This is a genomic window from Citricoccus sp. NPDC055426 (genome assembly GCF_040677445.1).
Lineage (GTDB): Bacteria > Actinomycetota > Actinomycetes > Actinomycetales > Micrococcaceae > Citricoccus.
Window position 1 is genome coordinate 13442 of the sequence record NZ_JBFARZ010000012.1, and the last position, 23706, is coordinate 37147.

The 23706-nt window shown below is 71.4% G+C and carries 21 protein-coding genes and 1 tRNA gene; 7 read left to right on the plus strand and 15 right to left on the minus strand.

Features of this window, described 5'->3' with window-relative positions; genetic code table 11:
- Positions 1-63 precede the first annotated feature (63 nt).
- Entirely contained in the window at positions 64-1119 is a 1056-nt protein-coding gene (locus AB0K08_RS14485) for an aldo/keto reductase (protein WP_363355665.1), read from the plus strand.
- A gap of 126 nt (positions 1120-1245) precedes the next feature.
- Positions 1246-2586, plus strand: coding sequence for an NADP-specific glutamate dehydrogenase (gdhA, locus tag AB0K08_RS14490; RefSeq protein WP_363355667.1), 1341 nt, complete (start codon positions 1246-1248; stop codon positions 2584-2586).
- A 10-nt stretch (positions 2587-2596) separates the two neighbouring features.
- On the opposite strand, the gene AB0K08_RS14495 is transcribed toward gdhA, so the two are convergent.
- Together AB0K08_RS14495 and AB0K08_RS14500 are read right to left on the minus strand one after the other, a co-directional pair.
- Positions 2597-2995 carry a thioesterase family protein gene (locus AB0K08_RS14495; RefSeq protein WP_363355779.1) on the minus strand — a complete coding sequence of 133 codons (399 nt, stop codon included), beginning with the start codon at positions 2993-2995 and terminating at the stop codon, positions 2597-2599.
- Between the two features lie 83 nt (positions 2996-3078).
- Positions 3079-4146 (minus strand): phosphatase domain-containing protein, encoded by a 1068-nt coding sequence (locus AB0K08_RS14500; protein ID WP_363355780.1) that lies wholly within the window; start codon positions 4144-4146, stop codon positions 3079-3081.
- 162 nt (positions 4147-4308) lie between these two features.
- On the opposite strand from AB0K08_RS14500, the gene AB0K08_RS14505 reads away from it, so the two are divergent.
- A complete protein-coding gene (locus AB0K08_RS14505; RefSeq protein ID WP_363355669.1) occupies positions 4309-5283 on the plus strand; it encodes an inositol monophosphatase family protein in 975 nt (324 codons plus the stop codon).
- A 20-nt stretch (positions 5284-5303) separates the two neighbouring features.
- On the opposite strand, the gene AB0K08_RS14510 is transcribed toward AB0K08_RS14505, so the two are convergent.
- The gene (locus tag AB0K08_RS14510; RefSeq protein WP_363355671.1) at positions 5304-7031 is read right to left on the minus strand and encodes an FAD-binding dehydrogenase; all 1728 of its coding nucleotides are present in this window, start codon (positions 7029-7031) and stop codon (positions 5304-5306) included.
- A 120-nt stretch (positions 7032-7151) separates the two neighbouring features.
- Here AB0K08_RS14510 and AB0K08_RS14515 point away from each other — a divergent pair, with 120 nt between their 5' ends.
- Complete coding sequence (locus AB0K08_RS14515; RefSeq protein ID WP_363355673.1) at positions 7152-7586, plus strand: pyridoxamine 5'-phosphate oxidase family protein; 435 nt, start codon at positions 7152-7154, stop codon at positions 7584-7586.
- A gap of 74 nt (positions 7587-7660) precedes the next feature.
- Here AB0K08_RS14515 and AB0K08_RS14520 read toward each other — a convergent pair whose 3' ends face one another.
- From AB0K08_RS14520 to AB0K08_RS14540, 5 genes are all read right to left on the minus strand, one after another.
- Positions 7661-9295, minus strand: a complete 1635-nt coding sequence (locus tag AB0K08_RS14520) for a thiamine pyrophosphate-binding protein (protein ID WP_363355675.1) — start codon at positions 9293-9295, stop codon at positions 7661-7663.
- Positions 9292-10284: an agmatinase gene (gene speB / locus AB0K08_RS14525; protein WP_363355677.1), complete on the minus strand. Its 993-nt coding sequence runs from the start codon at positions 10282-10284 to the stop codon at positions 9292-9294. Before speB ends, AB0K08_RS14520 begins: the two co-directional genes overlap by 4 nt.
- Positions 10278-11144, minus strand: coding sequence for a cyclase family protein (locus AB0K08_RS14530; protein WP_363355679.1), 867 nt, complete (start codon positions 11142-11144; stop codon positions 10278-10280). The genes speB and AB0K08_RS14530 overlap by 7 nt, the downstream gene beginning before the upstream one ends.
- A 93-nt stretch (positions 11145-11237) precedes the next feature.
- The gene (locus tag AB0K08_RS14535) at positions 11238-11573 is read right to left on the minus strand and encodes a DUF202 domain-containing protein (RefSeq protein ID WP_363355681.1); all 336 of its coding nucleotides are present in this window, start codon (positions 11571-11573) and stop codon (positions 11238-11240) included.
- A 3-nt stretch (positions 11574-11576) separates the two neighbouring features.
- Positions 11577-11975 carry a DUF202 domain-containing protein gene (locus AB0K08_RS14540; protein ID WP_363355683.1) on the minus strand — a complete coding sequence of 133 codons (399 nt, stop codon included), beginning with the start codon at positions 11973-11975 and terminating at the stop codon, positions 11577-11579.
- A gap of 67 nt (positions 11976-12042) precedes the next feature.
- On the opposite strand from AB0K08_RS14540, the gene AB0K08_RS14545 reads away from it, so the two are divergent.
- Positions 12043-13149 (plus strand): VIT1/CCC1 transporter family protein, encoded by a 1107-nt coding sequence (locus AB0K08_RS14545; protein ID WP_363355685.1) that lies wholly within the window; start codon positions 12043-12045, stop codon positions 13147-13149.
- 431 nt (positions 13150-13580) lie between these two features.
- On the opposite strand, the gene sucD is transcribed toward AB0K08_RS14545, so the two are convergent.
- The 5 genes from sucD to AB0K08_RS14570 all read right to left on the minus strand — a co-directional run bounded on the left by sucD (position 13581) and on the right by AB0K08_RS14570 (position 20020).
- Positions 13581-14495 carry a succinate--CoA ligase subunit alpha gene (gene sucD, locus AB0K08_RS14550; protein ID WP_363355686.1) on the minus strand — a complete coding sequence of 305 codons (915 nt, stop codon included), beginning with the start codon at positions 14493-14495 and terminating at the stop codon, positions 13581-13583.
- 14 nt (positions 14496-14509) lie between these two features.
- Positions 14510-15688 (minus strand): ADP-forming succinate--CoA ligase subunit beta, encoded by a 1179-nt coding sequence (sucC, locus tag AB0K08_RS14555; protein ID WP_363355688.1) that lies wholly within the window; start codon positions 15686-15688, stop codon positions 14510-14512.
- Between the two features lie 177 nt (positions 15689-15865).
- Entirely contained in the window at positions 15866-18283 is a 2418-nt protein-coding gene (gene pcrA / locus AB0K08_RS14560) for a DNA helicase PcrA (protein ID WP_363355781.1), read from the minus strand.
- Between the two features lie 191 nt (positions 18284-18474).
- The gene (locus tag AB0K08_RS14565) at positions 18475-19182 is read right to left on the minus strand and encodes a class F sortase (protein WP_363355690.1); all 708 of its coding nucleotides are present in this window, start codon (positions 19180-19182) and stop codon (positions 18475-18477) included.
- Between the two features lie 22 nt (positions 19183-19204).
- Positions 19205-20020 (minus strand): hypothetical protein, encoded by an 816-nt coding sequence (locus tag AB0K08_RS14570; RefSeq protein ID WP_363355692.1) that lies wholly within the window; start codon positions 20018-20020, stop codon positions 19205-19207.
- 149 nt (positions 20021-20169) lie between these two features.
- On the opposite strand from AB0K08_RS14570, the gene AB0K08_RS14575 reads away from it, so the two are divergent.
- Both AB0K08_RS14575 and AB0K08_RS14580 read left to right on the plus strand, forming a co-directional pair.
- Positions 20170-20859, plus strand: a complete 690-nt coding sequence (locus AB0K08_RS14575) for a hypothetical protein (protein ID WP_363355694.1) — start codon at positions 20170-20172, stop codon at positions 20857-20859.
- 260 nt (positions 20860-21119) lie between these two features.
- Positions 21120-21196, plus strand: a tRNA-Arg gene (locus AB0K08_RS14580).
- A gap of 36 nt (positions 21197-21232) precedes the next feature.
- Here AB0K08_RS14580 and AB0K08_RS14585 read toward each other — a convergent pair.
- Positions 21233-21835: a hypothetical protein gene (locus AB0K08_RS14585; protein WP_363355696.1), complete on the minus strand. Its 603-nt coding sequence runs from the start codon at positions 21833-21835 to the stop codon at positions 21233-21235.
- Entirely contained in the window at positions 21832-23694 is a 1863-nt protein-coding gene (locus AB0K08_RS14590) for an ABC transporter ATP-binding protein (protein ID WP_363355782.1), read from the minus strand. The genes AB0K08_RS14585 and AB0K08_RS14590 overlap by 4 nt, the downstream gene beginning before the upstream one ends.
- Between the last annotated feature and the right edge of the window lie 12 nt (positions 23695-23706).

Here is a 23706-nt window from a genome sequence, read left to right on the forward strand (position 1 = left end):
CCTGTGCAGCGGGGCGCCTCACTGCCGCCCGCCCTGCCCACGAACCTGCCCTACCCTCGAACCATGAGTTCCGCCCGCCACCCCGACCTCTCCCGCGACTTCACCCCCGACCTCTCCACGCCGCGCCCCCTCGCCGGGCGCACGGTGCGCCCCGTGGGCCTCGGCTGCATGAACCTCAACCACGGCTACTCCGACTTCCCCACGGAAGAGGATGCGACAGCCCTCATCCACGCCGCCCTGGACGCCGGCGTGGACCACTTCGACACCGCCACCCTGTACGGCACCGGGCGCAACGAGGAGCTCGTGGGCCGGGCCCTGGGCGCACGCCGGCAGGAGGTCTTCCTGGCCTCCAAGGGCGGGCTGACCGGCGCCACCCCGGAGCAGCCCGGTGGGATCGACGGCCGGCCGGCGACCCTGAAGCGCCAGGTCGAGGACTCCCTGCGCCGCCTCGGCACGGACCACATCGACCTCTACTACCTGCACCGGCTCGATCCGCAGGTGCCCGTGGAGGACAGCGCCGGCGCCCTGGCCGAACTGGTCCAGTCCGGGAAGATCAGCGCCTACGGCCTCTCCGAGGTCTCCGCCGCCACGCTCGAACGGGCCCACGCCGTACACCCCGTGGCCGCCGTCCAAAACGAGTACTCCCTATGGACGCGCAACCCCGAATGGGGACTGCTGGACGCCTGCCGCCGCACCGGCACCGCCCTCGTGGCCTTCTCCCCCGTGGGGCGCGCGTTCCTCACCGGCGCCCTCCAGGACCCGGCCGCGCTGCCGTCCGGTGACATGCGCCACCGCATGCCCCGCTTCTCCGCCGAGCACTACCCGGCCAACCGCGCCCTCCTGGACCCCCTGCGGGCCGAGGCCGACCGCCTGGGCGCCACGCCGGCGTCGTTGTCCATCGCCTGGCTGCTCGCCCAGGGGCCGGAGGTCCTCGCCATCCCGGGCACGACGTCGGCCGCGCACCTGGCCGAGGACCGCGCGGCCGAGCAGGTGGTCCTGACGGTCCAGGACGTGGCGCGGGTCGGCTCGATCATCAACCACGCCACGGTGCACGGGCACCGGTATGCGGAATCCCAGCGGGCCACCATCGATACGGAGGACGCCCCGGAGCGGCGCTGAACCACCGCTGGGACACCGTCACGCTTTCTGCTGTTCACGGACGGGCCGGTACAGTGGTCCCGGCCGCACCCTGTCAGGGGATGCCCGCCCTGCGAGGGGAAGCCACCGAGGAAAGCGAGGACGGACATGGAACAGGGTCTGGAGAACCTGCGGAACGAAGTGTTCCGCCGCAACCCCGGCGAGAGCGAATTCCACCAGGCCGTGACCGAGGTGTTCGAGGCCCTCGGCCCCGTGGTCAACCGCCATCCCGAATACGTGGAATCCGGCATCCTGCGCCGCATGTGCGAACCCGAGCGCCAGATCATCTTCCGAGTCCCCTGGGTGGACGACAACGGCTCCGTGCAGATCAACCGGGGCTTCCGCGTGGAGTTCAACTCCGCCCTCGGCCCGTACAAGGGCGGCCTGCGGTTCCACCCCTCCGTGTACCTGGGCATCGTCAAGTTCCTCGGCTTCGAGCAGATCTTCAAGAACGCGCTGACCGGCATGCCGATCGGCGGCGGCAAGGGCGGTTCGGACTTCAACCCGGCCGGCCGCTCGGACGCCGAGATCATGCGCTTCTGCCAGTCCTTCATGACCGAGCTCTACCGCCACATCGGCGAGTACACGGACGTGCCCGCCGGGGACATCGGCGTGGGCTCCCGCGAGATCGGCTACCTGTTCGGCCAGTACAAGCGCATCACCAACCGCTTCGAGTCCGGGGTTCTCACCGGCAAGGGCATGTCCTGGGGCGGCTCGCTCGTCCGTCCGGAGGCCACCGGCTACGGCGCCGTGATGTTCGCGGACCAGATGCTGCGCACCAAGGGCCAGACCATGGACGGCCAGACCGTCCTGGTCTCCGGCTCCGGCAACGTGGCCCTGAACGCGATCGCCAAGTCCCAGCAGCTCGGGGCCACGGCCATCACCGCCTCTGACTCCTCCGGCTACGTGGTGGACGAGGCCGGCATCGACCTGGACCTGCTCCGCGAGATCAAGGAGGTCAGGCGCGGCCGCATCGCCGAGTACGTCGAGCAGCGCGGCGGCAAGTCCCGATTCGTGGCCGACGGCTCCGTCTGGGACGTCCCGGGCACCGTGGCCCTGCCCTCGGCCACCCAGAACGAGCTCGATGACAAGGCCGCCGGGACCCTTATCAAGAACGGCCTGGTCGCCCTGGCCGAGGGTGCCAACATGCCCTCCACCCAGAAGGCCACCGAGCTGCTCATCGAGGCCGGCGTGCTGTTCGGCCCGGGCAAGGCCGCCAACGCCGGCGGCGTGGCCACTTCCGCCCTGGAGATGCAGCAGAACGCCTCCCGGGACACCTGGAGCTTCGAGCACACCCACGAGAAGCTCGAGCAGATCATGATCGACCTGCACGCCCGCTGCCTCGAGACCGCCGAGGAGTACGGCACGCCCAACAACTACGTGGTGGGCGCCAACATCGCCGGCTTCGTCAAGGTCGCCGACGCCATGCTGGCCCAGGGCGTCATCTGAGGCCAGGGCGTCAGCTGAGCCTCTGCAGGGCCTCCCGCTGGGACGCGCCCAGCCGCACGGGTCGGCCGGTGGCCGAGTCCACGAAGACCATGGTGGTGGTGGCGGTGACGCATTCCGTCCCGTCCACCCCGTCCCGGATGGAGTAGGCCACCTCGATCGAGGCCGCCTTCACGGCGGCCACCCACACCCACACCCGGGCCGGGACCGTGCGGTACTCCAGGGGCCGCCGGTACCGGATCCGGTGCTCTGCGATCAGCGTGTGCACGGTGCCCGGCACCCCGTCCAGCAACGACACCGGTGCCGGCGGCCCGGCGGCGCCGGTCCCCGCGGGGACGCCGAAGGCGTGGACGCGGGCCTCCTCCAGGATCGCGGCGACCCGCACGTTGTTCACGTGGCCGTAGGCGTCCATGTCCCCCCAGCGCAGGGGGACGTCCACGCGGACACCGGGCCCGCCGCCGTCGGGCCGGAGCCCCACCTCCGCTGCCGTCCCGTTCACTCCGGCGCCACCACCGAGATCTGAGAGGTCACGGGCCAGGTCTGCGGCCGGGCCTCGGTGCGGCTGTTCTCCAGGATCCCGAGCCCCTCGAGCTGGCGGGACAGGTTGGCGCCGTCCGGGCCGTAGCACCAGGGCACCCCCGGGGTGCTGTCCCGGGGATCCTCGGCACGGCCACCGGCCAGCACCGCCTGGGAGGGGGTGAGCTGGCGGATGACGATGGCGCGCACCTTGTCCGGGTGTCGGCGCGCGAAGTCCGCGTAGATCTCGGGGTCGTGCTGGCCGTCGTCCCCGATCAGCAGCCACCGCACCCCGGGGAAGTCCCGTGCCAGACGGTCCAACTGCGAGACCTTGTGCTCCAGGCCGGAGCGGAACCAGCGGTCCTCCGTGGGCCCCCAGCTGGTCAGCAGCAGTGGGCCGAAGGGATAGAGGTTGCGGGAGAGGAAACGGGACAGGGTCTGGGCCACGTTCCACGCCCCCGTGGAGAGGTAGATGACCGGGGAGGCGGGCTGCGTCTCCAGCAGCCGGTGCAGCATCACCGCCATGCCCGGGGTCGGGGTGCGGGCGTGCTCGTCCAGGACGAAGGAGTTCCAGGCGGCCAGGAAGGGACGCGGCAGGTAGGTCACCACCACCGTGTCGTCGATGTCCGAGACCACGCCGGTCACCACGTGGTCGTCCACGATGTACACATCCGTGAAGGAGGGCTCGCTGCCGCTGGCCTGCAAGGTCACGGTCTGCCACCCGGGTTCCATGTCCGCCGCCACCACGGCATCCACCACGCCGCCGCGGTCCGCCCGGACCGAGAACGTCTGGCCGCCGGCGGTCACCTCCACCAGCGCGTAGGGCACCGGCGGGGAGGTGAAGTTGTGCCAGCCGCGCACGCCGTCCTCGACCATCTTGGCTAGCCGGAGGCCGTTCTCGAAGGCCTCGTCCGGCGCCATCACCACGCGGGAGAGCACCCGGACCCAGCCGGTGGTGCCGTAGCCGGTGAAGGACATCACCGTGGGCATGTGGCCGCGGCGGACGGCGGACTTGCGCCGGAAGGCGTGCCACCGGTCCTGGAGCATGGTGGCCACGTGTTCGGTGATGAGGACCTCGCGGTCCTCGAGCAGGGGGGACGGTGGGGCGCCCTCGGCAGCACTGTGCGGTGGGGGTGTCCGATCGGCCATGCCTCCAGTATTCACCACCGGCCCGGTCCCGATCACATCGGTGACTACTAGGCTGGCCGCATGTCGCTCCCCTCTCCCGGCGAATTGCGTCGACTCGCCTGCTCCGCCGCCACCGCCTGCACCCCTCGCCTGGTCGAGGCCTTCCGGACAGCGCCGGACGGGCTACAACTGAGCACCAAGCGCAACACCCATGACCTCGTCACCGTGCACGACCGCGCCACGGAGGACGAGCTGGTCCGCCTGCTCGGCGCGGCGGTCCCCGGCAGCCGCTTCGTCGGCGAGGAGGGCGGTGCCCGCGGTACGGACACCGGGCACGACGCCGGCCCCCTCGCCTCCCCCGGTCCGCGCACCCTCCCGGGTCCCCTCCCCTCCTCCGGTCCGGGGCGGCTCGAGTGGATCGTCGACCCGATCGACGGGACGGCGAACTTCGCGCACGGCTTCGCGATGTTCTCGATCTCGATCGCCGCCGCCGTGGACGGCGAGGTGGTGGCCGGCGTGGTGCTGGACCCCGTGAACGGCCTCGAATTCTCCGCCGACGACTCCGGGGCGTATCTCAACGGCGAGCGGTTCGGCGCGGGGCGTGCCGACCGTGCTCCGGCCGAGGGCAACGGGGATGCCGGGATCGCCCGAGACGAGTCCGCCCTGAACCTCGTGACCTCCTACCCCTCGGCGGAGGCCCTCGCGGTGGACGGCCCCGCGGCCCTGGAGCGCTTCGGCCGGCTCGTGGACACCTACGCCACCGTCCGCCGCACGGTGTCCGGTGCCCTGGAGCTGGCGTACACGGCGATCGGCTGGGCGGACGTGACCCTGGGGGTGGACACCAACCCGTGGGACGTGGGGGTCGGACAGCTGCTCGTGGACCGGGCCGGCGGCCACTACCTCGGACTGTTCTACGACACCCACGGTCCGGAGCGCCGCCCCGCGCACCTGGCCCCGTGCTATGTGGCCGTGGCCCCGGGCCGCACCGCCCCGACGGCGGTACGGGTGCTGGAGGAGACCGTCACCGCCCGCCGGGCGGCCGGGTACACCCGCTAGCCGTACCGGCCGGGCGTCCGTCAGTCCGCCAGGTCCGCTGCCATCTGCCGGCCCGCGGCGCGGCCGCTGAACAGGCAGCCGCCCAGGAAGGTGCCCTCCAGGGCCCGGTAGCCGTGCATCCCGCCGCCGCCGAAGCCGGCGGCCTCCCCCGCGGCGTAGAGCCCGGGCACCGGCGTCCCGGAAGTGTCCAGCACCCGTGAGCCGAGGTCGGTGTGCAGCCCGCCGAGGGTCTTGCGGGTCAGCACCCGCAGGCGGACGGCGATCAGCGGGCCGGCCGCCGGGTCCTCGAGCCGGTGCGGGGCCGTGGCCCGGACGAGCCGGTCGCCGAGGTATCCCCGTGCGGTCCGCACGGCGTCCAGCTGGGCATCCCCCGCCGGTGCCGCCACGCCCCGGTCCCGCGCCCGGACCACGGCGGCCACGGCCTCGGCATCCAGGAGGTCCTCGCCGACCAGGGCGTTCATGGCTGCCACCAGCTGCCGCAGGGTCGGCGCCTGCAGGAAGTCCTCGCCGTGGTCCAGGAACACCTGCACCGGGCCCGGCACGTCCTGCCGGGCCCGGCCGACCACCTCGCGGATCGAGCGCCCCGTCAGGTCGGGGTTCTGCTCGGAGCCGGACAGGGCGAACTCCTTGCCGATGATGCGGCGGTTGAGGATGAACCACGAGTGGTCAGCAGGGGCGCGATGATCGCGGCCGCCGCCCGGCCCTCGGCGCAGTCCGGTCAGCGTGTCCAGGGTGTTGAATCCCGGCCACAGCGGATCCGGCAGGCGCCGGCCGGTGGCGTCCAACCACAGCGAGCTGGGCCCGGGCAGGATCCGGATGCCGTGGTCCGGCCAGACCGGGGAGTGGTTGGCGATGCCCTCGGTGTAGTGCCACATCCGGTCAGGGTTGATGACGGCCCCGCCGGCCGCCTGGGCGGCACGCAGCCCGGAGCCGTCCACGTAGGCCGGCACTCCGGAGAGCATCCGCCCCGGCGTGGTGCCGAGCCGTGCCGGCCAGCTCGCGCGGACCGCCCCGTGGTCGGCGCCGATGCCGCCGGTGGCGATGAGCACCGTGGGTGCCTGGATCCGGAACGTCCCGGCCGGGGTGCGGTTCGAGGAGGAGCCGCGGGGGCCGGCGTCGGGCGCCAGGACGGTCCCGGAGACTCCGGCGACCGCCCCGCCGGAGGTGTCCACGGACTCCACCCGGTGCCGGTGCAGCATGGTGAGCCGGCCGTAGAACGCGGCCTGCGCCACCTCGCCGGCGAAGGATTCCACGATCCCGGGCCCGGTGCCCCAGGTGATGTGGAAGCGGGGCACGGAGTTGCCGGGGGCGCCGGGGTGGGCGCCCGGATCGGGGCGGCGCTCCGCCCATCCGACCACGGGGAAGATCCGGTGCCCGCGCTGGCGCAGCCAGGACCGCTTCTCCCCCGCGGCGAACTCCACGTAGGCGCGGGCCCACTGCCGGGGCAGCTCGTCTTCAGGGCGGTCGAACCCCGCGGTGGCCTGCCAGTCCGCCCAGGCCTGCTCCACCGAGTCCCGCACGCGCAGCCGCCGCTGTTCCGGCGAGTCCACCAGGAACAACCCGCCGAAGCTCCACCAGGCCTGCCCGCCCAGGTCCTCCGGACGTTCCTGGTCCACGAGCACCACGCGGCGGCCGGCTGCCAGCAACTCGGTGGCGGCCACGAGCCCGGCGAGCCCGTGGCCCACCACCACGGCGTCGGCGTGGTGGTCGGTGTGGTGCTCGGCGTGGCGCCCAGGCGGCTGTGTCATGGGCCACATCCTAACGATTCTGCCAGCACTAGCAGGATCGCGCCGAGCACGGGAGAATGGAATCACCGATTGACCGGGCAGGACGCCAGACCACCACCGAGGATCACAGGAGACCGGGCCATGATGTTCGACCACCCCGATGGCGAGGCCATCCTCGTGCTGGACGAGGGACAGTGCTGGCAGCTGCTGGAGAACACCCGGCACGGCCGGCTGGGGTTGCGGGTGAGTGACGAGCTGGACCTGGTCCCGGTGAACATCGTGGCCCGGGACCAGAAGATCTACTTCCGGTCCGCCCCGGGCAACAAGCTGGCCGAGCTCACCATCAACCCCAAGATCCTCGTGGAGGCGGACGGCATCCTCTCGGACCAGGCCTGGTCCGTGCTGGCCCGCGGCACCGCCCGCGTCCTGGAGACCGAGGAGGAGATCGAATTCGCCGAGTCACTGGGTATTGACCCCTGGGTCCCCACGTATAAGGATTTCTACATAGAGGTCGACGTCAGCCGGGTGACCGGCAGGCACTTCATCTTCGGTGAGCATCCAGAGCGCTTCGACTAGCAGCCGGACGCACACCAAACCATTTGACCCCCGGGAGCTGACGCTTCACCGGGGGTCAAGTGCGTCCGGGGCCCTCACCCCAGATGACTGGGCTCCCACATCCGCAGCAGGGTCTTGACCACGACGACGGCCGGCCCCTTCTGCGCCAGGGTGCGGCTCAGGGCGGGGCCCACCTGATCCACCGAGACCTCCTCGGCGGGTACCCCGAAGGAACGGGCCAGCGACACGAAGTCGGGCCGGTGCAGCTCGGTGGCGGTGGCCCGGCCGAAGGCTCCCTCCATGTACTCGCGCAGGATCCCGTAGCCGCCGTCGTCCACGATCAGCCACGTCACGTCCGCGGAGTGCTGGACGGCCGAGGCCAGCTCGGCGATCGAGTACATGGCCGAGCCGTCCCCGGCCACGGCCAGTGTCCGCTCCCCGAGGCCGAGGGCACCGCCGATCGCGGCCGGGAACGCGTAGCCCAGCCCGCCGGCGCCCTGGGCGGAGTGGAACTGACCGGATTGCGCGTCCCAGCAGTTCCAGCCCCAGTAGGCGGCGATGGTCATGTCCCAGTAGGTCTGCATCCGGCCCGGCACGGCGGCGCGGAGGTCCGCCATGAATCGCCGCTCGCGGCCCAGGTCCTGGGCGTCCAGCCGGGCCGCCACCCGGGCGTTGACCTCCGCCACCGCCTCGGCGGCGGTGCGGCCGTGCCAGTCCGACGCTTTGACGCCTGCCAAGGCGTCGGCGAGCGCGGACAGGGCCTGGCCGGCGTCGGCCCGGACCCCCAGGGTGGGGAAATTGGACTCGAGGACGCGGGGCTCGGCGTCCACCTGGATGAGCCGGCCGCGCGGGACCAGGGTGAAGTAGTTGGAGGTGACCTCGCCGAGCGAGGACCCCACCACGAGCAGCACCTCGGCGTCCTCGAGCAGGTCCGTGACGTGGCGGTCCTCCACCCAGGAGCCGAGGGAGAGCGGATGGTCCCAGGGGAAGGCCGAGTTCCCGCCGGGGGTGCAGACCACGGGGGCGTCCAGCAGCTCGGCCACCGCCAGCAGGTGCTGCTGCGCGTGGTGGGTGGAGCGGCGCACCCCGCCCCCGGCCACGATCGCGGTCCGGCGGGAGGCGGCGAGCCAGCGCACGGACTCCTGCACCAGTTCGGCCCGCGGCGGGTGGTCGTAGGGCACGGCCAGGGCGTCCACCACGGGCGGGACCATCACCGCACCCAGCAGCACGTCCTGCGGGACCTCCACCCACACGGGGCCCTGTGGCACGGTGACGGCCGCGGCCCAGGCGTCCTGGATGGCCGAGGGGATCCCGGAGGCGTGGTGCACGCTGAACTGCGCCTTGGTGACGTTCTGGGCGGAGGCCTTCTGGTCGTCGAGCTGGTGCAGCATGCCCTTGCGCCTGGCCCCGAGCCCGGACAGCGGGATCTGGGAGGCGACCACCACCATCGGGACGCCCGTGGCGTAGGCCTCCTGCAGCCCCGCCAGGGAGGTCAGCGCGCCGGGCCCGGTGGAGAGGAAGAGCACCCCGACCTGGCCGACGGCCCGCGCGTAGCCGTCCGCGGCGAAGGCGGCGTTGTTCTCCACGCGGGAGGAGACGTAGGTCAGCTCCGCGCGGGACAGCGCGTCGAAGAGGCCGAGGGCGTGCTGGCCCGGGATGCCGAACACGGTGCGTGCCCCGAGGGCCGTCAGGGTCTCGATGACGAGGTCACCGCCGTTGCGGTGCTTCATGCTCCGCTCCCCCGCCGTCCGCCCAGCAGCCCGATCAGGTCGTAGGCCACGTGGGCGGCCGCGATCCCGGTGATCTCGGCGTGGTCATAGGCCGGGGCCACCTCCACGACGTCGGCCCCCACCAGGCGTGTCCCGCGCAGCCCCCGCAGGATCTCCAGCAGCTCCCGGCTGGTCATCCCGCCGGCCTCCGGCGTGCCGGTGCCGGGCGCATGGGCGGGGTCCAGGACGTCGATGTCCACGGAGACGTAGAGCGGGCGGTCGCCGATGCGCTCGACGAGCCGCGCGGCCACGGCGTCCGCACCCTGCCGGTAGACGTCCGCGGAGGTGACGATCCCGAAGCCGAGCCGGGTGTCGTCGTCGAGGTCCTTGCGGCCGTAGAGCGGGCCGCGCGTGCCCACGTGGCAGGCGGCCTCCGTGGCCAGCAGGCCCTCCTCGGCGGCCCGCCGGAACGGGGTGCCGTGCGTGTAGGCGGCGCCGAAGTAGGTGTCCCACGTGTCCAGGTGGGCGTCGAAGTGCAGCAGGGCCACCGGGGAGCCGGCCCGTTCGGCGGCCGCCCGCAACAGGGGCAGGGCGATGGTGTGGTCGCCGCCGATCGACAGCAGGCCGGCCCCGTCCGCGGTCAGGTCCAGGGCGTCGGCCTGGATGGTGGCGATGGCCTCGTCGATGTCGAAGGGGTTGACGGCCATGTCCCCGGCGTCCGCCACCTGCACCTGGGCGAAGGGGGAGGAGTCCGTGGCCGGGTTGTACGGGCGCAGCAGCCGGGAGGACTGGCGCACGTGGCCCGGTCCGAACCGGGCGCCCGGCCGGTAGGAGACCCCGGCGTCGAAGGGCACGCCGACCACCTTGACGTCGGCGGTCCGTCCGGCGGCCTCGATCTCGTCCAGCCGCGGCAGCATGGCGAAGGTCGCCGCGCCGCTGTAGCGCGGGACCGCGGTGGAGTCCACCGGGCCGAGGTTCCCGTTCTCGGTGACGCGGGGGCGGTTCAGCATGGCGGGGTCCTTTCGTCGGTTCCTCGAGGGCGGGCGACCACCCGGGCCGGGGCACCGTCGCGGCCGGCCAGGGGCAGGGGGTAGACGCCCAGCGTGATCCGGGCCGTCCAGTCCGTCTCGATGGGGGTCCTCACGGGCCGGAAGGAGCCCAAGCCCGTGAGGTTCTCCACCAGGATGCCGTCCCCGCCGAGGAAGACCCGGTGCACCGGCAGGCCGTTGACCGCCGGCTGCGGTCCGGCCGGCGGTCCGGCCGGCGGTCCGGCCGGCGGTTCGGACGGCGGTTCGGACGGCGCGGAGGGGTCGGGGCTCGGGGTGTCGATGCCGAGCAGTCGGACCCCGGCGTCCCAGAGCAACCGGGCGGCGTCCTGCGTCAGATAGGGGTGCTCGCCCACCGCCGAGTCGGGCCCGGTGTGGGCGCCGGTGTGAGGGTGGCCGGTGCGAGGGTGGCCGGTGTGGGCAGGGTCGTTGTGGGCGTAGCCGGTGTGTACGAGCACCCGCGGGGGAAGGGTTTCCGGCCCGGACGGTGCGAACCGCTCGATCAGGGGGCGCAGCCGATCCGCCGTGAGGGGCGCGTGACGGCCGGAGCCCGCGAGGCTCTCGAGGCCCAGGATGACGGCAGGCCCGCAGAGCTCGGCCAGGTCCAACCGGTCCACGGTCCGCCCGCCGGCCACCAGGTGCGCGGGCGCGTCCACGTGGGTGCCGGTGTGGGACCCGAGGCGGAGGTGACTGACCCACGCGCCGTCGCGTTCGAGCGTCAGGGCCGTGCTGATCTCCACGTGGGGATCTCCGGCGACCACGGGCATCCCCGTGCTGATCGGACGCGTCAGGTCCGTCCACGGGTGACTGCTCGAGGTCGGCACCCGTTCACCGTAGGCCGGTCCTGGAGACCCTGGCAACAGCGGACGGCACCAGTCGGCACCGGGCGGCACGGGGTGGAACGGGGCCCCGAAGCGTCAGAGCACCCAGATCGCCAGGAGCGCCAGCACCGCCACCGCCACCACGAGCACCACCATCCACAGCACGCTGAACACGTCCGCCTCCACGCGCTCCGCGGCGATGCCGCTGGACTGCACCGCATACCGGCGCCGCTGGGTCACATGGATCGCCAGCGCCGTCACCCCGCACAGCCCGGCGGGGAACAGGGCCGCCAGCCCCACGGCGGAGTACCAGCGCAGGAGCATGGCGGCCACCACGAACAGGGCGAGCAGGGTCCGGTCCCAGCTCATCACCGTCCGCTCGGGCTGCAACCCGGGGTCCTGGTGCAGCGACGGCCGAGCGCTGGAGACCACCGTTCAGGCCTGCCGGATCAGCAGGAACACGAGCAGCACCACCGCGGCCACCGCGCCCCCCGTGGCGAGTACGGGAACCAGCACCGGCAACGGCAGCGGCCGGCCATGCCGCATGGCCCGCTCCACCTGGATCCACCGGAACCCGGCCGCGACCGCCAGCAGGGCGGCCAGTCCCAGGAGCACGGAGCCGAGCACCGTGCGCGTCAGCGAGTCGAACACGGAACCGGTGAAGGCCTCCACGGCGATGCCGCCGGCAGTCAGCGCCAGGGAGGTACGGATCCAGGCGAGGAAGGTCCGCTCGTTCGCGAGGGTGAATCGAGGGTCGGGTTCCCGGCCGCCGTCGAGCACGGTGGATGAGAACCGGCCCCGGGCCGGCGGGCCGGTGGGCGGTGAGGATGTCATCACCCCAGCGTAAACTGGTCCGGGCCGGCATCCCGGCCTCCGTCCGCTGTCACTGGAGTCTGATCCCATGCCCGAGAACCCGATGCCCACCCGGGACCAGATCCGGCGGTGGCGCCGGTACCTGGCCGATGAGATCGCCGAGGCGGAGATCTACCGGGTGATCGCCGAGCGCAAGGCGGGTCCGGAACGGGACATCCTGCTGGGACTGGCCACAGCGGAGAAGCGGCACGAGGACCACTGGCGGGCCCTGCTGGGCGAGCATGCGCAGAACCCGCCGCGCCCCTCCCCGCACCGGGTGCTGCTGCGGTGGCTGGCCCGGCTCTTCGGGTCCGTCTTCGTGCTGGCCCTGGCCCAGCGGGCCGAGTCCGACTCCCCCTACGCCCAGGACCAGCACGCCACCCCCGCCATGGTGGCGGACGAGGCCATCCACGAGGAGGTCGTGCGCGGCCTGGCCTCCCGCGGTCGCGAGCAGTTGGCAGGCAATTTCCGGGCCGCCGTGTTCGGCGCCAATGACGGCCTCGTGTCCAACCTGGCCCTCGTGATGGGCATCGGCGCCACCGGGGTCGCCAACCACGTGGTGCTCTTCACGGGGATCGCCGGGCTGCTGGCCGGCGCCCTGTCCATGGCCGCGGGCGAGTTCGTCTCCGTGCGCTCCCAGCGCGAGCTGCTGGAGGCCTCCTCCCCCACCCAGGTCACCCTCGAGGCCGCCGAACACCTTGACCTGGACGAGAACGAGCTGGTCCTCGTCTACCGGGCCCGCGGCATGAGCGAGGAGGACGCCACCCACCGCGCGCTGGAGCGTCTGGGGTACTTCAGCTGCGACTGCAACCCCTCCTTCTCCGCGCATCCTGACGGTTCGCAGGGGCCGGTGGACTACTCGGACGACCATGAGGCCATCGGCAGCCCGTGGAGTGCGGCGTTCTCCAGCTTCTGCTTCTTCGCCTCCGGCGCCATCATCCCGGTCATCCCCTACCTGTTCGGGATGGGCGGGATCGGTGCCGTGGTGCTCTCCGCCGGGCTCGTCGGTCTCGCCCTGCTGGGCACCGGCGGCGTGGTCGGGCTGCTCTCCGGGGCCTCCCCGCTCAAGCGCGGGCTCCGCCAGTTGCTCATCGGCTACGGCGCCGCGGCCATCACCTACGTGCTGGGACTGCTCTTCGGCACCTCCGTGGCCTGACCCCGCCGGGGCGGACGCCGCTGATGGGGAGTTCTCCCCATCGTGCCGACGGGGCCGGGCACCTACGGTGAGGTGACGGCATCCTTTCGGGGGGAAGGGTGCCCGGCAGAGGAGGGTGCCGGTGCCGGGCCGAAACGGGGTCCGGCACCGCCTCCGTCCGCGGTCGGGCCTGGACGAAGACCACTTTTTTCTTGCGGTGGCGGCTTTTCAACGGGCCCGGTTCGTGCAAGAGTGAACGAGAAGTACCCCCTAGAGAACGGAGGAAATACGATGCGCGGAAGCAACCTTGTGTGGACCATCGTCGGTATCCTGGTGGCCATCGCTCTGATCATCTGGATCGTCTCGGCGCTCTAGGAATCGACTGACAACGACGCCGGCCCCCACCTTCTGCGGAAGGTGGGGGCCGGCGTCGTTGTCGGCTGGGTGCTGACTCAGCCCTTCAGGATCTGGCGCATCAGCTCGGCGGTCTCCGAGGGGGTCTTGCCGACCTTCACACCGGCGGCCTCGAGGGCCTCCTTCTTGGCCTGGGCGGTGCCGGAGGAGCCGGAGACGATGGCGCCGGCGTGGCCCATGGTCTTGCCCTCCGGGGCGGTGAAGCCGGCCACGTAGCCGACGACCGGCTTGGTGACGTTGGCCTTGATGAAGTCGGCGGCACGCTCCTCGGCGTCGCCGCCGATCTCGCCGATCATCACGATGGCCTCGGTCTCCGGGTCCGCCTCGAACGCGGCCAGGGCGTCGATGTGGGTGGTGCCGATGACCGGGTCGCCGCCGATGCCGATGGCGGTGGAGAAGCCGAGGTCACGCAGCTCGTACATCATCTGGTAGGTCAGGGTGCCGGACTTGGAGACCAAGCCGATCGGGCCCTTGCCGGTGATGTTCGCGGGGGTGATGCCGGCCAGGGCCTCGCCCGGGGTGATGACGCCGGGGCAGTTCGGGCCGATGATCGTGGTGGTCGGCTTGCCGTCGGCGTCCGTCCGGGACTCGGCCAGGGCGTAGAACTCGGCGGTGTCCTGCACCGGGATGCCCTCGGTGATGACCACGAGCAGCGGCATCTTGGCATCGACGGCCTCGATGGCCGCGTCCTTGGCGAACTTCGGCGGCACGAAGGCCACCGAGACGTCGGCGCCGGTGGCCTCCATGGCCTCGGCCACGGTGCCGAAGACGGGCAGCTCGACCTCGTGCCCCTCAGCGTGCGTATGCGTCACGGTGGTGCCTGCCTTGCGGGCGTTGACGCCACCGACGACGTTGGTGCCGGCCTTGAGCATCAGGGCGGTGTGCTTGGTGCCTTCGCCGCCGGTGATGCCCTGGACGATGACCTTGGAATCCTTATTCAGGTAGATCGACATGAGTTGAGCGGTCCTTACTTGTCAGCCAGCGCGGAGTTGGCGAGTTCTGCGGCCTTGTCGGCGCCTTCATCCATGGTGGTGGCGAGGGTGACCAGCGGGTGGGCCGCCTCGGCCAGGATGCGCCGGCCCTCCTCGACGTTGTTCCCGTCCAGACGGACCACGAGCGGCTTGGAGGCCGAATCGCCCAGGATCTCCAGGGCCTTCACGATGCCGTGGGCCACCGCGTCACAGGAGGTGATGCCGCCGAAGACGTTGACGAACACGGAGGCGACCTGCTCGTCGTTCAGGATGACGTCCAGGCCGTTGGCCATGACAGCGGCAGAGGCGCCGCCGCCGATGTCCAGGAAGTTGGCGGGCTTGACGTTGCCGTGCTTCTCGCCGGCATAAGCCACCACGTCCAGGGTGGACATGACGAGCCCGGCGCCGTTGCCGATGATGCCGACCTGGCCGTCCAGCTTGACGTAGTTGAGGTCGTTCGCCTTGGCCTTGGCCTCCAGCGGGTCCTCGGTGCGCTTGTCCACGAGGTCGGCGTGGGCCTCCTGGCGGAAGTCCGCGTTCTCATCCAGGGTGACCTTGCCGTCCAGGGCGATGATGTCACCGGCGCCGGTCTTGACCAGCGGGTTGACCTCGACCAGGGTGGCGTCCTCCTTCTCGAAGACGTCCCACAGCTTCACCAGGACGTCGGCCACCTGGCCGCGCAGCTCCTCGGGGAAGTTGGCCTCGGCCACGATCTTCTGCGCGGTGGCGGCGTCGATGCCGGTCAGCGCGGAGACGGGCACCTTGGCCAGGGCCTCGGGGCGCTCCACGGCGAGCTGCTCGATCTCCATGCCGCCCTCGACGGAGCACATGGCCAGGTAGGTGCGGTTGGCACGGTCCAGCAGCACCGAGAAGTAGTACTCCTCGGCGATGTCCGCACCGGCCGCGATCATGACCTGGTGGACGGTGTGTCCCTTGATATCCATGCCCAGGATGTCCTTGGCGTACTGGAAGGCCTCATCGGCGTTCTTGGCCACCTTGACGCCGCCGGCCTTGCCACGGCCGCCGACCTTCACCTGCGCCTTGACGACGGTCACGCCGCCGAGCTTCACAGCGGCCGCCTTGGCCTCTTCCGGGGTCTGCGCCACGATGCCGGCCAGCACGGGAACGCCGTGTGCCTCGAACAGATCGCGCGCCTGGTATTCATACAGGTCCACGGGTTGCAGTCCTTCTACGTCGAAAACGGGGACGGTCGGGTTCCGCGAGCGGCATCAGGCACAACACAGCCCCATGCTCTTCGGCGCCAGGCGCCTGAAGACATCGACCTCTGCGTGTCCGGCACGGCGGAAGCCGGCCGGAAGCCCGGAGGTTCCCCGGGCGTTCCATCCCATACCTTAGTCCACCTTGTGCAGCGGGGCGTACCGCAGCAGCAGCCGCTTCTCCGTCCCGCCGAAATCGACCTTGGCCACCGTCTTGTCCCCCTGGCCCTCGAGGCTGAGGACGGTGCCCCGTCCGAAGGTGCCGTGCTCCACGTGGTCCCCCTGGTTCAGGGAGACGATCTCCTTCTGCGGCTGGACCCGGGTGCGCGCGGCACCGCGTTGCGGGACCTTCAGCTCGGCATCCTCGGCGTAGGTGCCCGAGGCACGGGCCGGCCGGTTGCCCGTGGACGCGCCGGCTCCCCAGTGGGAGCCGGAGAACCGCTGCGGGTAGCGGGAGCCGGAGCCGTTCTGCGCCCCGTGTCCGCCGATGCTGCCACCGCCCCAGCCGCCGGAGAATCCGGCCGGTCGGGCCGATCCCTCGCGTTCCCACTCCAGGAGGGCCTCCGGGATCTCGCCGAGGAACTGGCTGGGAGGGTTGAACTGGTGCTGTCCCCACAGGGAGCGGGCCTCGGCGCGGGAGACGAAGAGGCGCTGGCGGGCTCGGGTCAGCCCCACGTAGGCCAGGCGGCGCTCCTCCGCGAGTTCCTTCTCATCCGTCATGGACCGCGAATGGGGGAAGACCCCGTGCTCCATGCCGGTCAGGAACACCACGGGGAACTCGAGGCCCTTGGCGGTGTGCAGGGTCATGAGGGTGACCTGGCCGAGCCGTTCGGCCAGCTCCGCCCCCTCGGTGTCCGCGGCGTCCGGCAACTGGTCGGCGTCCGCCACAAGGGCCACCTGTTCCAGGAAGTCCCCGAGGGTGCCCTCCGGGTTGTTCTTCTCGAACTCTCGGACCACGGCCACGAGCTCGCCGAGGTTGTCCGCCCGGGACTCGTCCTGCAGGTCCTCGGAGGAGCGCAGGGTCGCCAGCATGCCGGTCTGCTCCAGGACGGCCTCCAGCACGGTGGCGGCCTTCGAGGTGGCCGCGACCTGGGTCAGGTCGTCCATCATCTGGACGAAGCCGGCCACGGCCTTGAGGGAGCGCGTGGCCATGGCCGGGGCCTGCTCGGCCTGGCGCAGCGCCTCGAAGAAGGTGGACCGGTTGCGGTTCTGCAGCGCCGCCACGGCGCCCTCGGCGCGGTCCCCGATCCCCCGCTTGGGCTCGTTGAGGATGCGGCGCAGGTTGACGTCGTCATCCGGGTTGGCCAGCACCCGCAGGTAGGCCAGCGCGTCCTTGATCTCCTTGCGGTCGTAGAACCGGGTGCCGCCGATGACCCGGTACGGGATGCCCTTGGTCACGAGGCGTTCCTCGAGGGAGCGGGACTGGGCGTTGGTGCGGTAGAAGACGGCCACGTCCGCCGGCCGGATGTCCTCCTCGTCCTGGAGGCGGTCGATGGTGGTGGCGATCCACTCGGCCTCGGCTGACTCGTTCTCAGCGGCGTAGCCGGTGATCTTCTGCCCGGCGCCCTCGGCCGTCCACAGATTCTTGGGTCGGCGCTTCGGGTTCCTGGAGATCACCGCGTTGGCGGCGTCCAGGATGGTCTGGGTGGAGCGGTAGTTCTGCTCCAGCTTGATGGTGGTGGCGTCCGTGTAGTCCTGCTCGAACTCCACGATGTTGCGGATGTCCGCGCCGCGGAAGGCGTAGATGGACTGGTCCGAGTCGCCGACCACCGTCAGCTCGCCCCCGGGGGTCTCCACACCCTCGGGGTCTCCGGCCGGGCCCGTCAGGAGCCGCACGAGCCGGTACTGGGCGTGGTTGGTGTCCTGGTACTCGTCCACCAGCACGTGCCGGAAGCGGCGGCGGTAGTTGTCCAGGACCGCGGGGAAGGCCTCGAACATGTTGACGGTCATGCCGATCAGGTCGTCGAAGTCCATGGCGTTGGCCTGGCGCAGGCGCTGCGTGTAGTCCCGGTACACGGCGGCCACGGCCTGTGCAAAGGGATCGGACTCCGAGACGGTGGCGGAGTGGTCCTCGGCGTCCACGAGCTCGTTCTTCAGGCCGCTGATCTTGTTCAGCAGGGCCTTGGGGGCGAACTTCTTGGGGTCCAGGTCATGGGTCTTGGCGATCGAGGTGACCAGGCGCAGTGAGTCTGCGGAGTCGTAGATGGAGAAGTTCGACTTCAGCCCGACCGTGGTGGCCTCGCGGCGCAGGATGCGCACGCAGGAGGAGTGGAAGGTGGAGATCCACATCTTCCCCGCGGCCGGGCCGATCAGCGCCGAGATCCGCTCGCGCATCTCGGCGGCAGCCTTGTTGGTGAAGGTGATGGCCAGGATCTCGTGCGGGCGGGCCCGCCCGGTGCCCAGCGCGTAGGCGATGCGGTGGGTCAGCACGCGGGTCTTGCCCGAGCCGGCGCCGGCCACGATCAGCAGCGGCCCGCCCGTGTGCACCACGGCGAGCCGCTGCTGCTCGTTCAGGCCCTCCAGCAGCTCGGTCGCGTCCGGGGTGCGGTGCATGGTCACGGAGCTGGGGAAGGCCTCCGGGTCCGCGGCGACCGGTTCGATGGAGCGGGAGGTGAAGAGGCCGGGCAGGGAGGTCTGGAAATTCTGGGACATGGTGCCCAGAAGTCTATCGACTGACGCGGACGCCGTAGGGCCCCGTCCACAGGGGCCGTCCCCGCCGGTGTGCGCCGCGGACTCGCGTGCGGTCAGGGATCGAGGGTGGCGTAGACGATGAAGTTCTCCTCGAGCAGGCCCGTGTCCTCGTTCAACCCGTCGCAGGTGATCAACCGGAGCTCGGGACCGGCGGTGTTGCCGTACACCTCCAGTGTGGGAAAGCCCTCCCGGTCCTTGCCGAACAGCTCCGTGCGGTAGACGGTGAAGGATGCCTCGGAGCCGTCCTGCCGGGACACCTCGATGGAATCGCCCACCTCGACCTGGGGGAGATCGGCGAAGATCCCGGGACCACCCTCGATCCCGTTGCGGTGGCCGAGGATCACGGAGGGGCCGGTCTCCCCCGGCGTCGGCGAGTGGACGTACCAGCCCGCCGGCGAGCCGAGGTTGTAGGGCGGGACCTCGATCATGCCGTTGTCCTGCAGACCGAGGTCCATGAGGTCCGACTCCACCCCGATGCCGGGGACCGAGATCCCCACCGGTTCGGAGGCCGGCAGGGCGGCCGGCGATTCCTCAGTGGTGGCCTCGGCGGCGTCAGTGGTGGCGTCGGGGGCGGCCTCGGGGGTGGACCTCGAGGGCTCCGCCGGCGCGGAGGACGTCGCGGAGGACGTCGCGGAGGACGTCGCGGAGGAGGATGGGCCCGGCGGTGACTCCACGGCAGCGGAGCAACCCGAAACCAGCAGGAGCGCGCCCGCCGCGCAGACCGTCAGGCCTGCGCGGCGGAGAGCGGAGGGGGACGTCATGATGTGGTCGGTCTCCGAACTCTCAGGCCCGGCTCGAGCGACGGCTGACAGCCCAGGCCCCGCCGCCCAGGGCGGCCACGGCGAGGGCACCCACACCGAGGAAGATCCCGGAGGTGTCCTGGCGCTGGACCGGCGAACCGGTGTCAGCGCCACCCTCCGGCATCTGGTCCATCTGCGAGACGGTCACGGTGCCACAGGCCGCCGGGAGGGTGGCCGCCAGGGGCAGGGACGGATCCAGCTCGCTCGGCTTCTCCTGCGCCTCCGCGCTCAGCAGGGTCGGATCCACGCCGTGGACCACCACCACGGCGGTGCCATCGGCCAGGGAGGCGGCGGTCTCGTCGTTGAGCTCGAAGGTCCGCTCATAGTTGTAGGCGGAGCCACCCGGGAACCGCTCGACCGCGAGCGCCGAGTCGGCACTCGTGTCACCCTCGGTCGTCAGCGAGGTGCCGATCGCCCCGTAGGAGGGATGTCCCTCGGGAACACTGATGACACCGTCACCGTCGGTGTCTGCCTCCGGCCCGGGGCAGACCCCCTGGCCGGCGATGTGGATGTGCTGGGCGTGCGGGAAGGGACCGTCCATGAAGGTCTCCGCGGCGCCGGTGACGTTCACCGAGACGGTGGCCTCGTTGCCGTCCAGCTCGATCATGGCCTGGCCGGAGGTGCCGCTGTTGTTCAGCGGGTCCAGGGTGGCCTGCCCCGACCACGCGCCCTCGTGGGTCCTAGTGGTGGTGGCGGTGCCGCTCCCTTCGCCGTGACCGCTGTGGGCCAGGGCGGGGGACGCGGTGAGGGTCAGGGCGCCCAGGGCGATGACCGGGGCCAAGAGCATATTCTTGCGCATGATGATCTCCTCGTGGTTGTTCCGATGCAGGGTGTTCGGAGTCACAGCCGGCGCGGATGGGTCGCCCGGTGAAATTCCTCATAATCCTGTTGTCCTCCCGCGGCGCTGCAGCGGGGGAAGAACTGGGACAATGGACGCTGGAGGTTTCCGTGTCCCAGAAGAACCGCAGGCGTTCCCCGAAGAATTCCAAGAACAAGCCCCGGCCCGACGCCGGCCGGTCACCCCAGGTGACCGGCGAGACCGAGCCGGGGGCCGGCGTCGCGCCCGCGAAGCGCCCCAGGTTGTCCGTGGGCCAGGCGCGGCAGGATCTGCAGGCCTCCGGCCAGCAGCAGGGCAGCCCGGGCATGCTCATCATCGCGCTGCTCGGCGTGACGCTGTTCATGTTCTTCTACCTGCACGTCATCGCCCTGCCGCAGATGTCCGCCTTGTCCGGCGGGCTGCCCATGCCGGACCACCGGTTCTCCTACGGCGCCGCCGACCTCGCCGAACTGGACTCCGCCATGGACGCCGCCGCCCACGGGCAGCTGAACTGGGTGCACAAGACCGCCGGGGTGATCTTCCCGCTCTTCGTGTTCGCCTGCGTCAGTGGGGTGGCCGCCTGGTCCCTGCCCCGGGGTGCCGGGCGGTGGGCGTCCTACGCGGCGGGCGCCCTCTTCGCGGTGGTGGACATCACGGAGAACCTGCTCATCGAGGCCGCCCTGGATGCCGGCGGGGAGGGTGCGGAGCTGGCCTCCGCGTTCACCTCGGCGCGGTGGATACTCCTGGTGGCCCTTGCCCTCTGGGCGGTGCTGATGATCGCCGGGAAGGTCCGGCGGCTGCTCGCCGAGCGGAGGGCCTGAGCGGAGGGCACCGATCGCCACAGGGCTGCCGAGGAGGCGCTGAGAAGGGTCCCTCCAGGTCCCGCCTGGTCTCATCATGCGGATATCCGGTGTGTCGGGATGCTCTGGACGGGACACGCCGAACGTCTGGATGATGAACGCGCGCGGTCCGATCCCCAGCTGCTCCCCAGTTGTTGCCCGAAGCCCGCCGCGTGCCCACGACGCAACGTCGCCGCGATCTTTGCGTAAGATGTTCGGGTGGACCGGGCTACTCGGTCCCCGCCCCCGTAGCTCAGTAGGATAGAGCGACCCTCTCCTAAAGGGTAGGTCGTCGGTTCGATTCCGGCCGGGGGCACCAAGACCGAAGGGCCCCGTTCGCCCTGGTCAACGGACGCTACTGCATCGAGGGGTCGGTGCTGCAGGCGGTCCTGAGCTGGATCCTCAGGTCCTCGGGGTTCCGGGTCAGCGTGACACGGCCCTGCGCCGATTCACCATTGGCCACGACGTTGCCGGCCGCACCGACGCCATTGCCCTCGACGAGTTGGTATCCGGCCGATTCCAAGGCATCCTCGAAACGTTCCAGCGACTGCCCGGCGTTCTCGTCCGGAGCTCCGGTCACGGCCACCACGGAGTACATTCCGCCGCCGGTCGTCCCGCTGTCTCCGGAACGGATGGCGCATGGCTGAGGGCTCGACTCGGCACGGACCCGCTCGGTCTCATATGGCCCGTCCCCGCTCAGGAAACTCCAGTCACCGCCGAGCTCGGCCATCAGTGCGTCGGTGTTCTCCACGGCGGTGTCCATGAGTTCCCCCGCCGGAGCCGTGCTGGCGGGCTGTACGCCACCCCCAGCAGGATCTGGGCCCTGCTGGCCGGTGTCCTGCGGTTCGCCCGGATCCGGGGAGCCGCATCCGGACAGCAGGAGGACCCCCGCGCACAGCGCACCAGCAAGCGCGCGGGCCACCCGGGCAGGACGGCGGCCCACGGCGGTGGTCGTCACGGTTTCCCCCCGGCGGCGTCGGGGTCGTCGAACTGCGTCCGGTACAGCTCCGCGTAGCGCCCGCCCGCGGCCAGCAGGGCCTCGTGCGGGCCCTCCTCCACGATGCTGCCTCCCTCCACCACCAGGATCCGGTCCGCGGAGCGGACGGTGGAGAGTCGATGGGCGATCACCACGGCGGTGCGGCCGGTCAACGCCTCGGCCAGGGCGGCCTGGACGGCCTTCTCCGAGGTGGAGTCCAGCGCCGCGGTGGCCTCGTCCAGCAGCACCACGCGCGGGGCGGCCAGCAGCAGCCGGGCGATGGTCATGCGCTGGCGCTCCCCGCCGGAGAGCCGGTAGCCCCGCTCCCCCACCACGGTGTCCAGCCCGTCCGGCAGGGACTCCACGACCTCCCGCAGGCGGGCCCGGTCGATCGCGTCCCAGACCTCGTCCTCCCCGGCGTCGGGCCGGGACAGGGTGAGGTTGCCCCGGATCGTGTCATGGAACAGGTGACCGTCCTGGGTCACCATGCCGACCGTGGACTGCAGGGAGGCGAAGGTGGTGTCCCGCACATCGGTGCCGTTGTAGCGGATGGTGCCGGAGCCGACGTCGTACAGGCGGGCCAGCAGGGAGGCGATGGTGGACTTGCCGGCGCCGGAGGTGCCGACCAGGGCATAGGTCTGGCCGGGGCGCACGGTGAAGGAGATCCCGTGCAGCACCTCGGAGCCGCCCCGGCGGTCCAGCACCGCGACCTCCTCGAGGGAGGCCAGGGAGACCTGTTCGGCGCTCGGGTAGGCGAAGCGGACGTCGGAGACCTCCAGGGTCACGGGGCCGGCCGGGATGGGCGCGGCGTCCGGCCGCTGGCGGATCAGCGGCTCCAGGTCCAGCACCTCGAAGATCCGGTCGAAGGAGACCAGGGCCCCCATGATCTCCACGCGCGCGCTGGCCAGGGAGGTCAACGGGGCGTAGAGGCGGGTCAGCAACAGGGCCAGGGTGACCACGTCCCCGGCGTTGAGGGTCCCCGCCAGCGCCTGCAGCCCGCCGATCCCGTAGACGGCCGCCAGGGCCAGGGCGGAGACCAGCGTCAGCGCGGTCATGAACACGGACTGGCGCACGGAGATCCCGACGCCGGTCTGACGCACCCGGTCCGCGCGGTCGGCGAACTCCACCGATTCCCGGCGCGGGTTGCCGAAGAGCTTGACGAGGGTGGCCCCGGGGGCGGAGAAGCGTTCGGTCATCTGGTCGCCCATGGCGGCGTTGTTCTGGGCCTGGCGGCGGCTGAGCCCGGCGATCGTGCCGCCCAGCAGGCGGGCCGGGATGAAGAACAGCGGCAGCAGCACCAGGGAGACGAGGGTGATCTGCCACGAGGTGGAGAGCATGACGGCCAGGGTGAGGACCACGGAGACCAGGTTCATGACCACCCCGGACAGGGTCCGGGAGATCGCGGTCTGGGCGCCGATCACGTCGTTGTTGAGGCGCGAGACGAGCGCCCCGGTGCGGGTCCGCATGAAGAAGGCGATCGGCATTCTCTGCACGTGGTCGAACACGAGCGTGCGCAGGTCGTAGATGATCCGTTCCCCGAGGTCCGAGGAGAGCCACCGGGTCACCACGGCCAGCAGGGCGTCCGCCAGGGCCACGGCCGCGATGAGCAGGGCCAGCCGGATGATGCGGTCGGCGTCCCCGTCCCCCACGATCGCGTCCACCACGTCCCCCGCGAGGATGGGTGAGGCCACGCCCAGCACGGCCCCCACCACGGACAGCACCAGGTAGAACACGAGCTTGCCCTTGTAGCGGCGCACGAAGTCCAGGGAGCGCCGGATGGTGCCCGGACGCAGGGCCCCCGGGGACGCCGGGTCACCGTGGCTGGCCCGGCGCATGGCCATCATCGCCGCGCG

Excerpts from the sequence above, each read along its gene's own strand:
- AB0K08_RS14520 (WP_363355675.1), bottom strand. The coding sequence starts at position 9,295 with ATGAAGCACCGCAACGGCGGTGACCTCGTCATCGAGACCCTGACGGCC.
- AB0K08_RS14570 (WP_363355692.1), bottom strand. The coding sequence starts at position 20,020 with ATGCGCAAGAATATGCTCTTGGCCCCGGTCATCGCCCTGGGCGCCCTG.
- AB0K08_RS14505 (WP_363355669.1), top strand. The coding sequence starts at position 4,309 with ATGTCGCTCCCCTCTCCCGGCGAATTGCGTCGACTCGCCTGCTCCGCC.
- AB0K08_RS14565 (WP_363355690.1), bottom strand. The coding sequence starts at position 19,182 with ATGACGTCCCCCTCCGCTCTCCGCCGCGCAGGCCTGACGGTCTGCGCG.
- AB0K08_RS14515 (WP_363355673.1), top strand. The coding sequence starts at position 7,152 with ATGATGTTCGACCACCCCGATGGCGAGGCCATCCTCGTGCTGGACGAG.
- AB0K08_RS14495 (WP_363355779.1), bottom strand. The coding sequence starts at position 2,995 with ATGGACGCCTACGGCCACGTGAACAACGTGCGGGTCGCCGCGATCCTG.
- sucD (WP_363355686.1), bottom strand. The coding sequence starts at position 14,495 with ATGTCGATCTACCTGAATAAGGATTCCAAGGTCATCGTCCAGGGCATC.
- speB (WP_363355677.1), bottom strand. The coding sequence starts at position 10,284 with ATGCTGAACCGCCCCCGCGTCACCGAGAACGGGAACCTCGGCCCGGTG.
- pcrA (WP_363355781.1), bottom strand. The coding sequence starts at position 18,283 with ATGCACCGCACCCCGGACGCGACCGAGCTGCTGGAGGGCCTGAACGAG.
- AB0K08_RS14500 (WP_363355780.1), bottom strand. The coding sequence starts at position 4,146 with ATGCTCCAGGACCGGTGGCACGCCTTCCGGCGCAAGTCCGCCGTCCGC.
- AB0K08_RS14545 (WP_363355685.1), top strand. The coding sequence starts at position 12,043 with ATGCCCGAGAACCCGATGCCCACCCGGGACCAGATCCGGCGGTGGCGC.
- AB0K08_RS14510 (WP_363355671.1), bottom strand. The coding sequence starts at position 7,031 with ATGACACAGCCGCCTGGGCGCCACGCCGAGCACCACACCGACCACCAC.
- AB0K08_RS14590 (WP_363355782.1), bottom strand. The coding sequence starts at position 23,694 with ATGGCCATGCGCCGGGCCAGCCACGGTGACCCGGCGTCCCCGGGGGCC.
- AB0K08_RS14485 (WP_363355665.1), top strand. The coding sequence starts at position 64 with ATGAGTTCCGCCCGCCACCCCGACCTCTCCCGCGACTTCACCCCCGAC.
- gdhA (WP_363355667.1), top strand. The coding sequence starts at position 1,246 with ATGGAACAGGGTCTGGAGAACCTGCGGAACGAAGTGTTCCGCCGCAAC.
- AB0K08_RS14540 (WP_363355683.1), bottom strand. The coding sequence starts at position 11,975 with ATGACATCCTCACCGCCCACCGGCCCGCCGGCCCGGGGCCGGTTCTCA.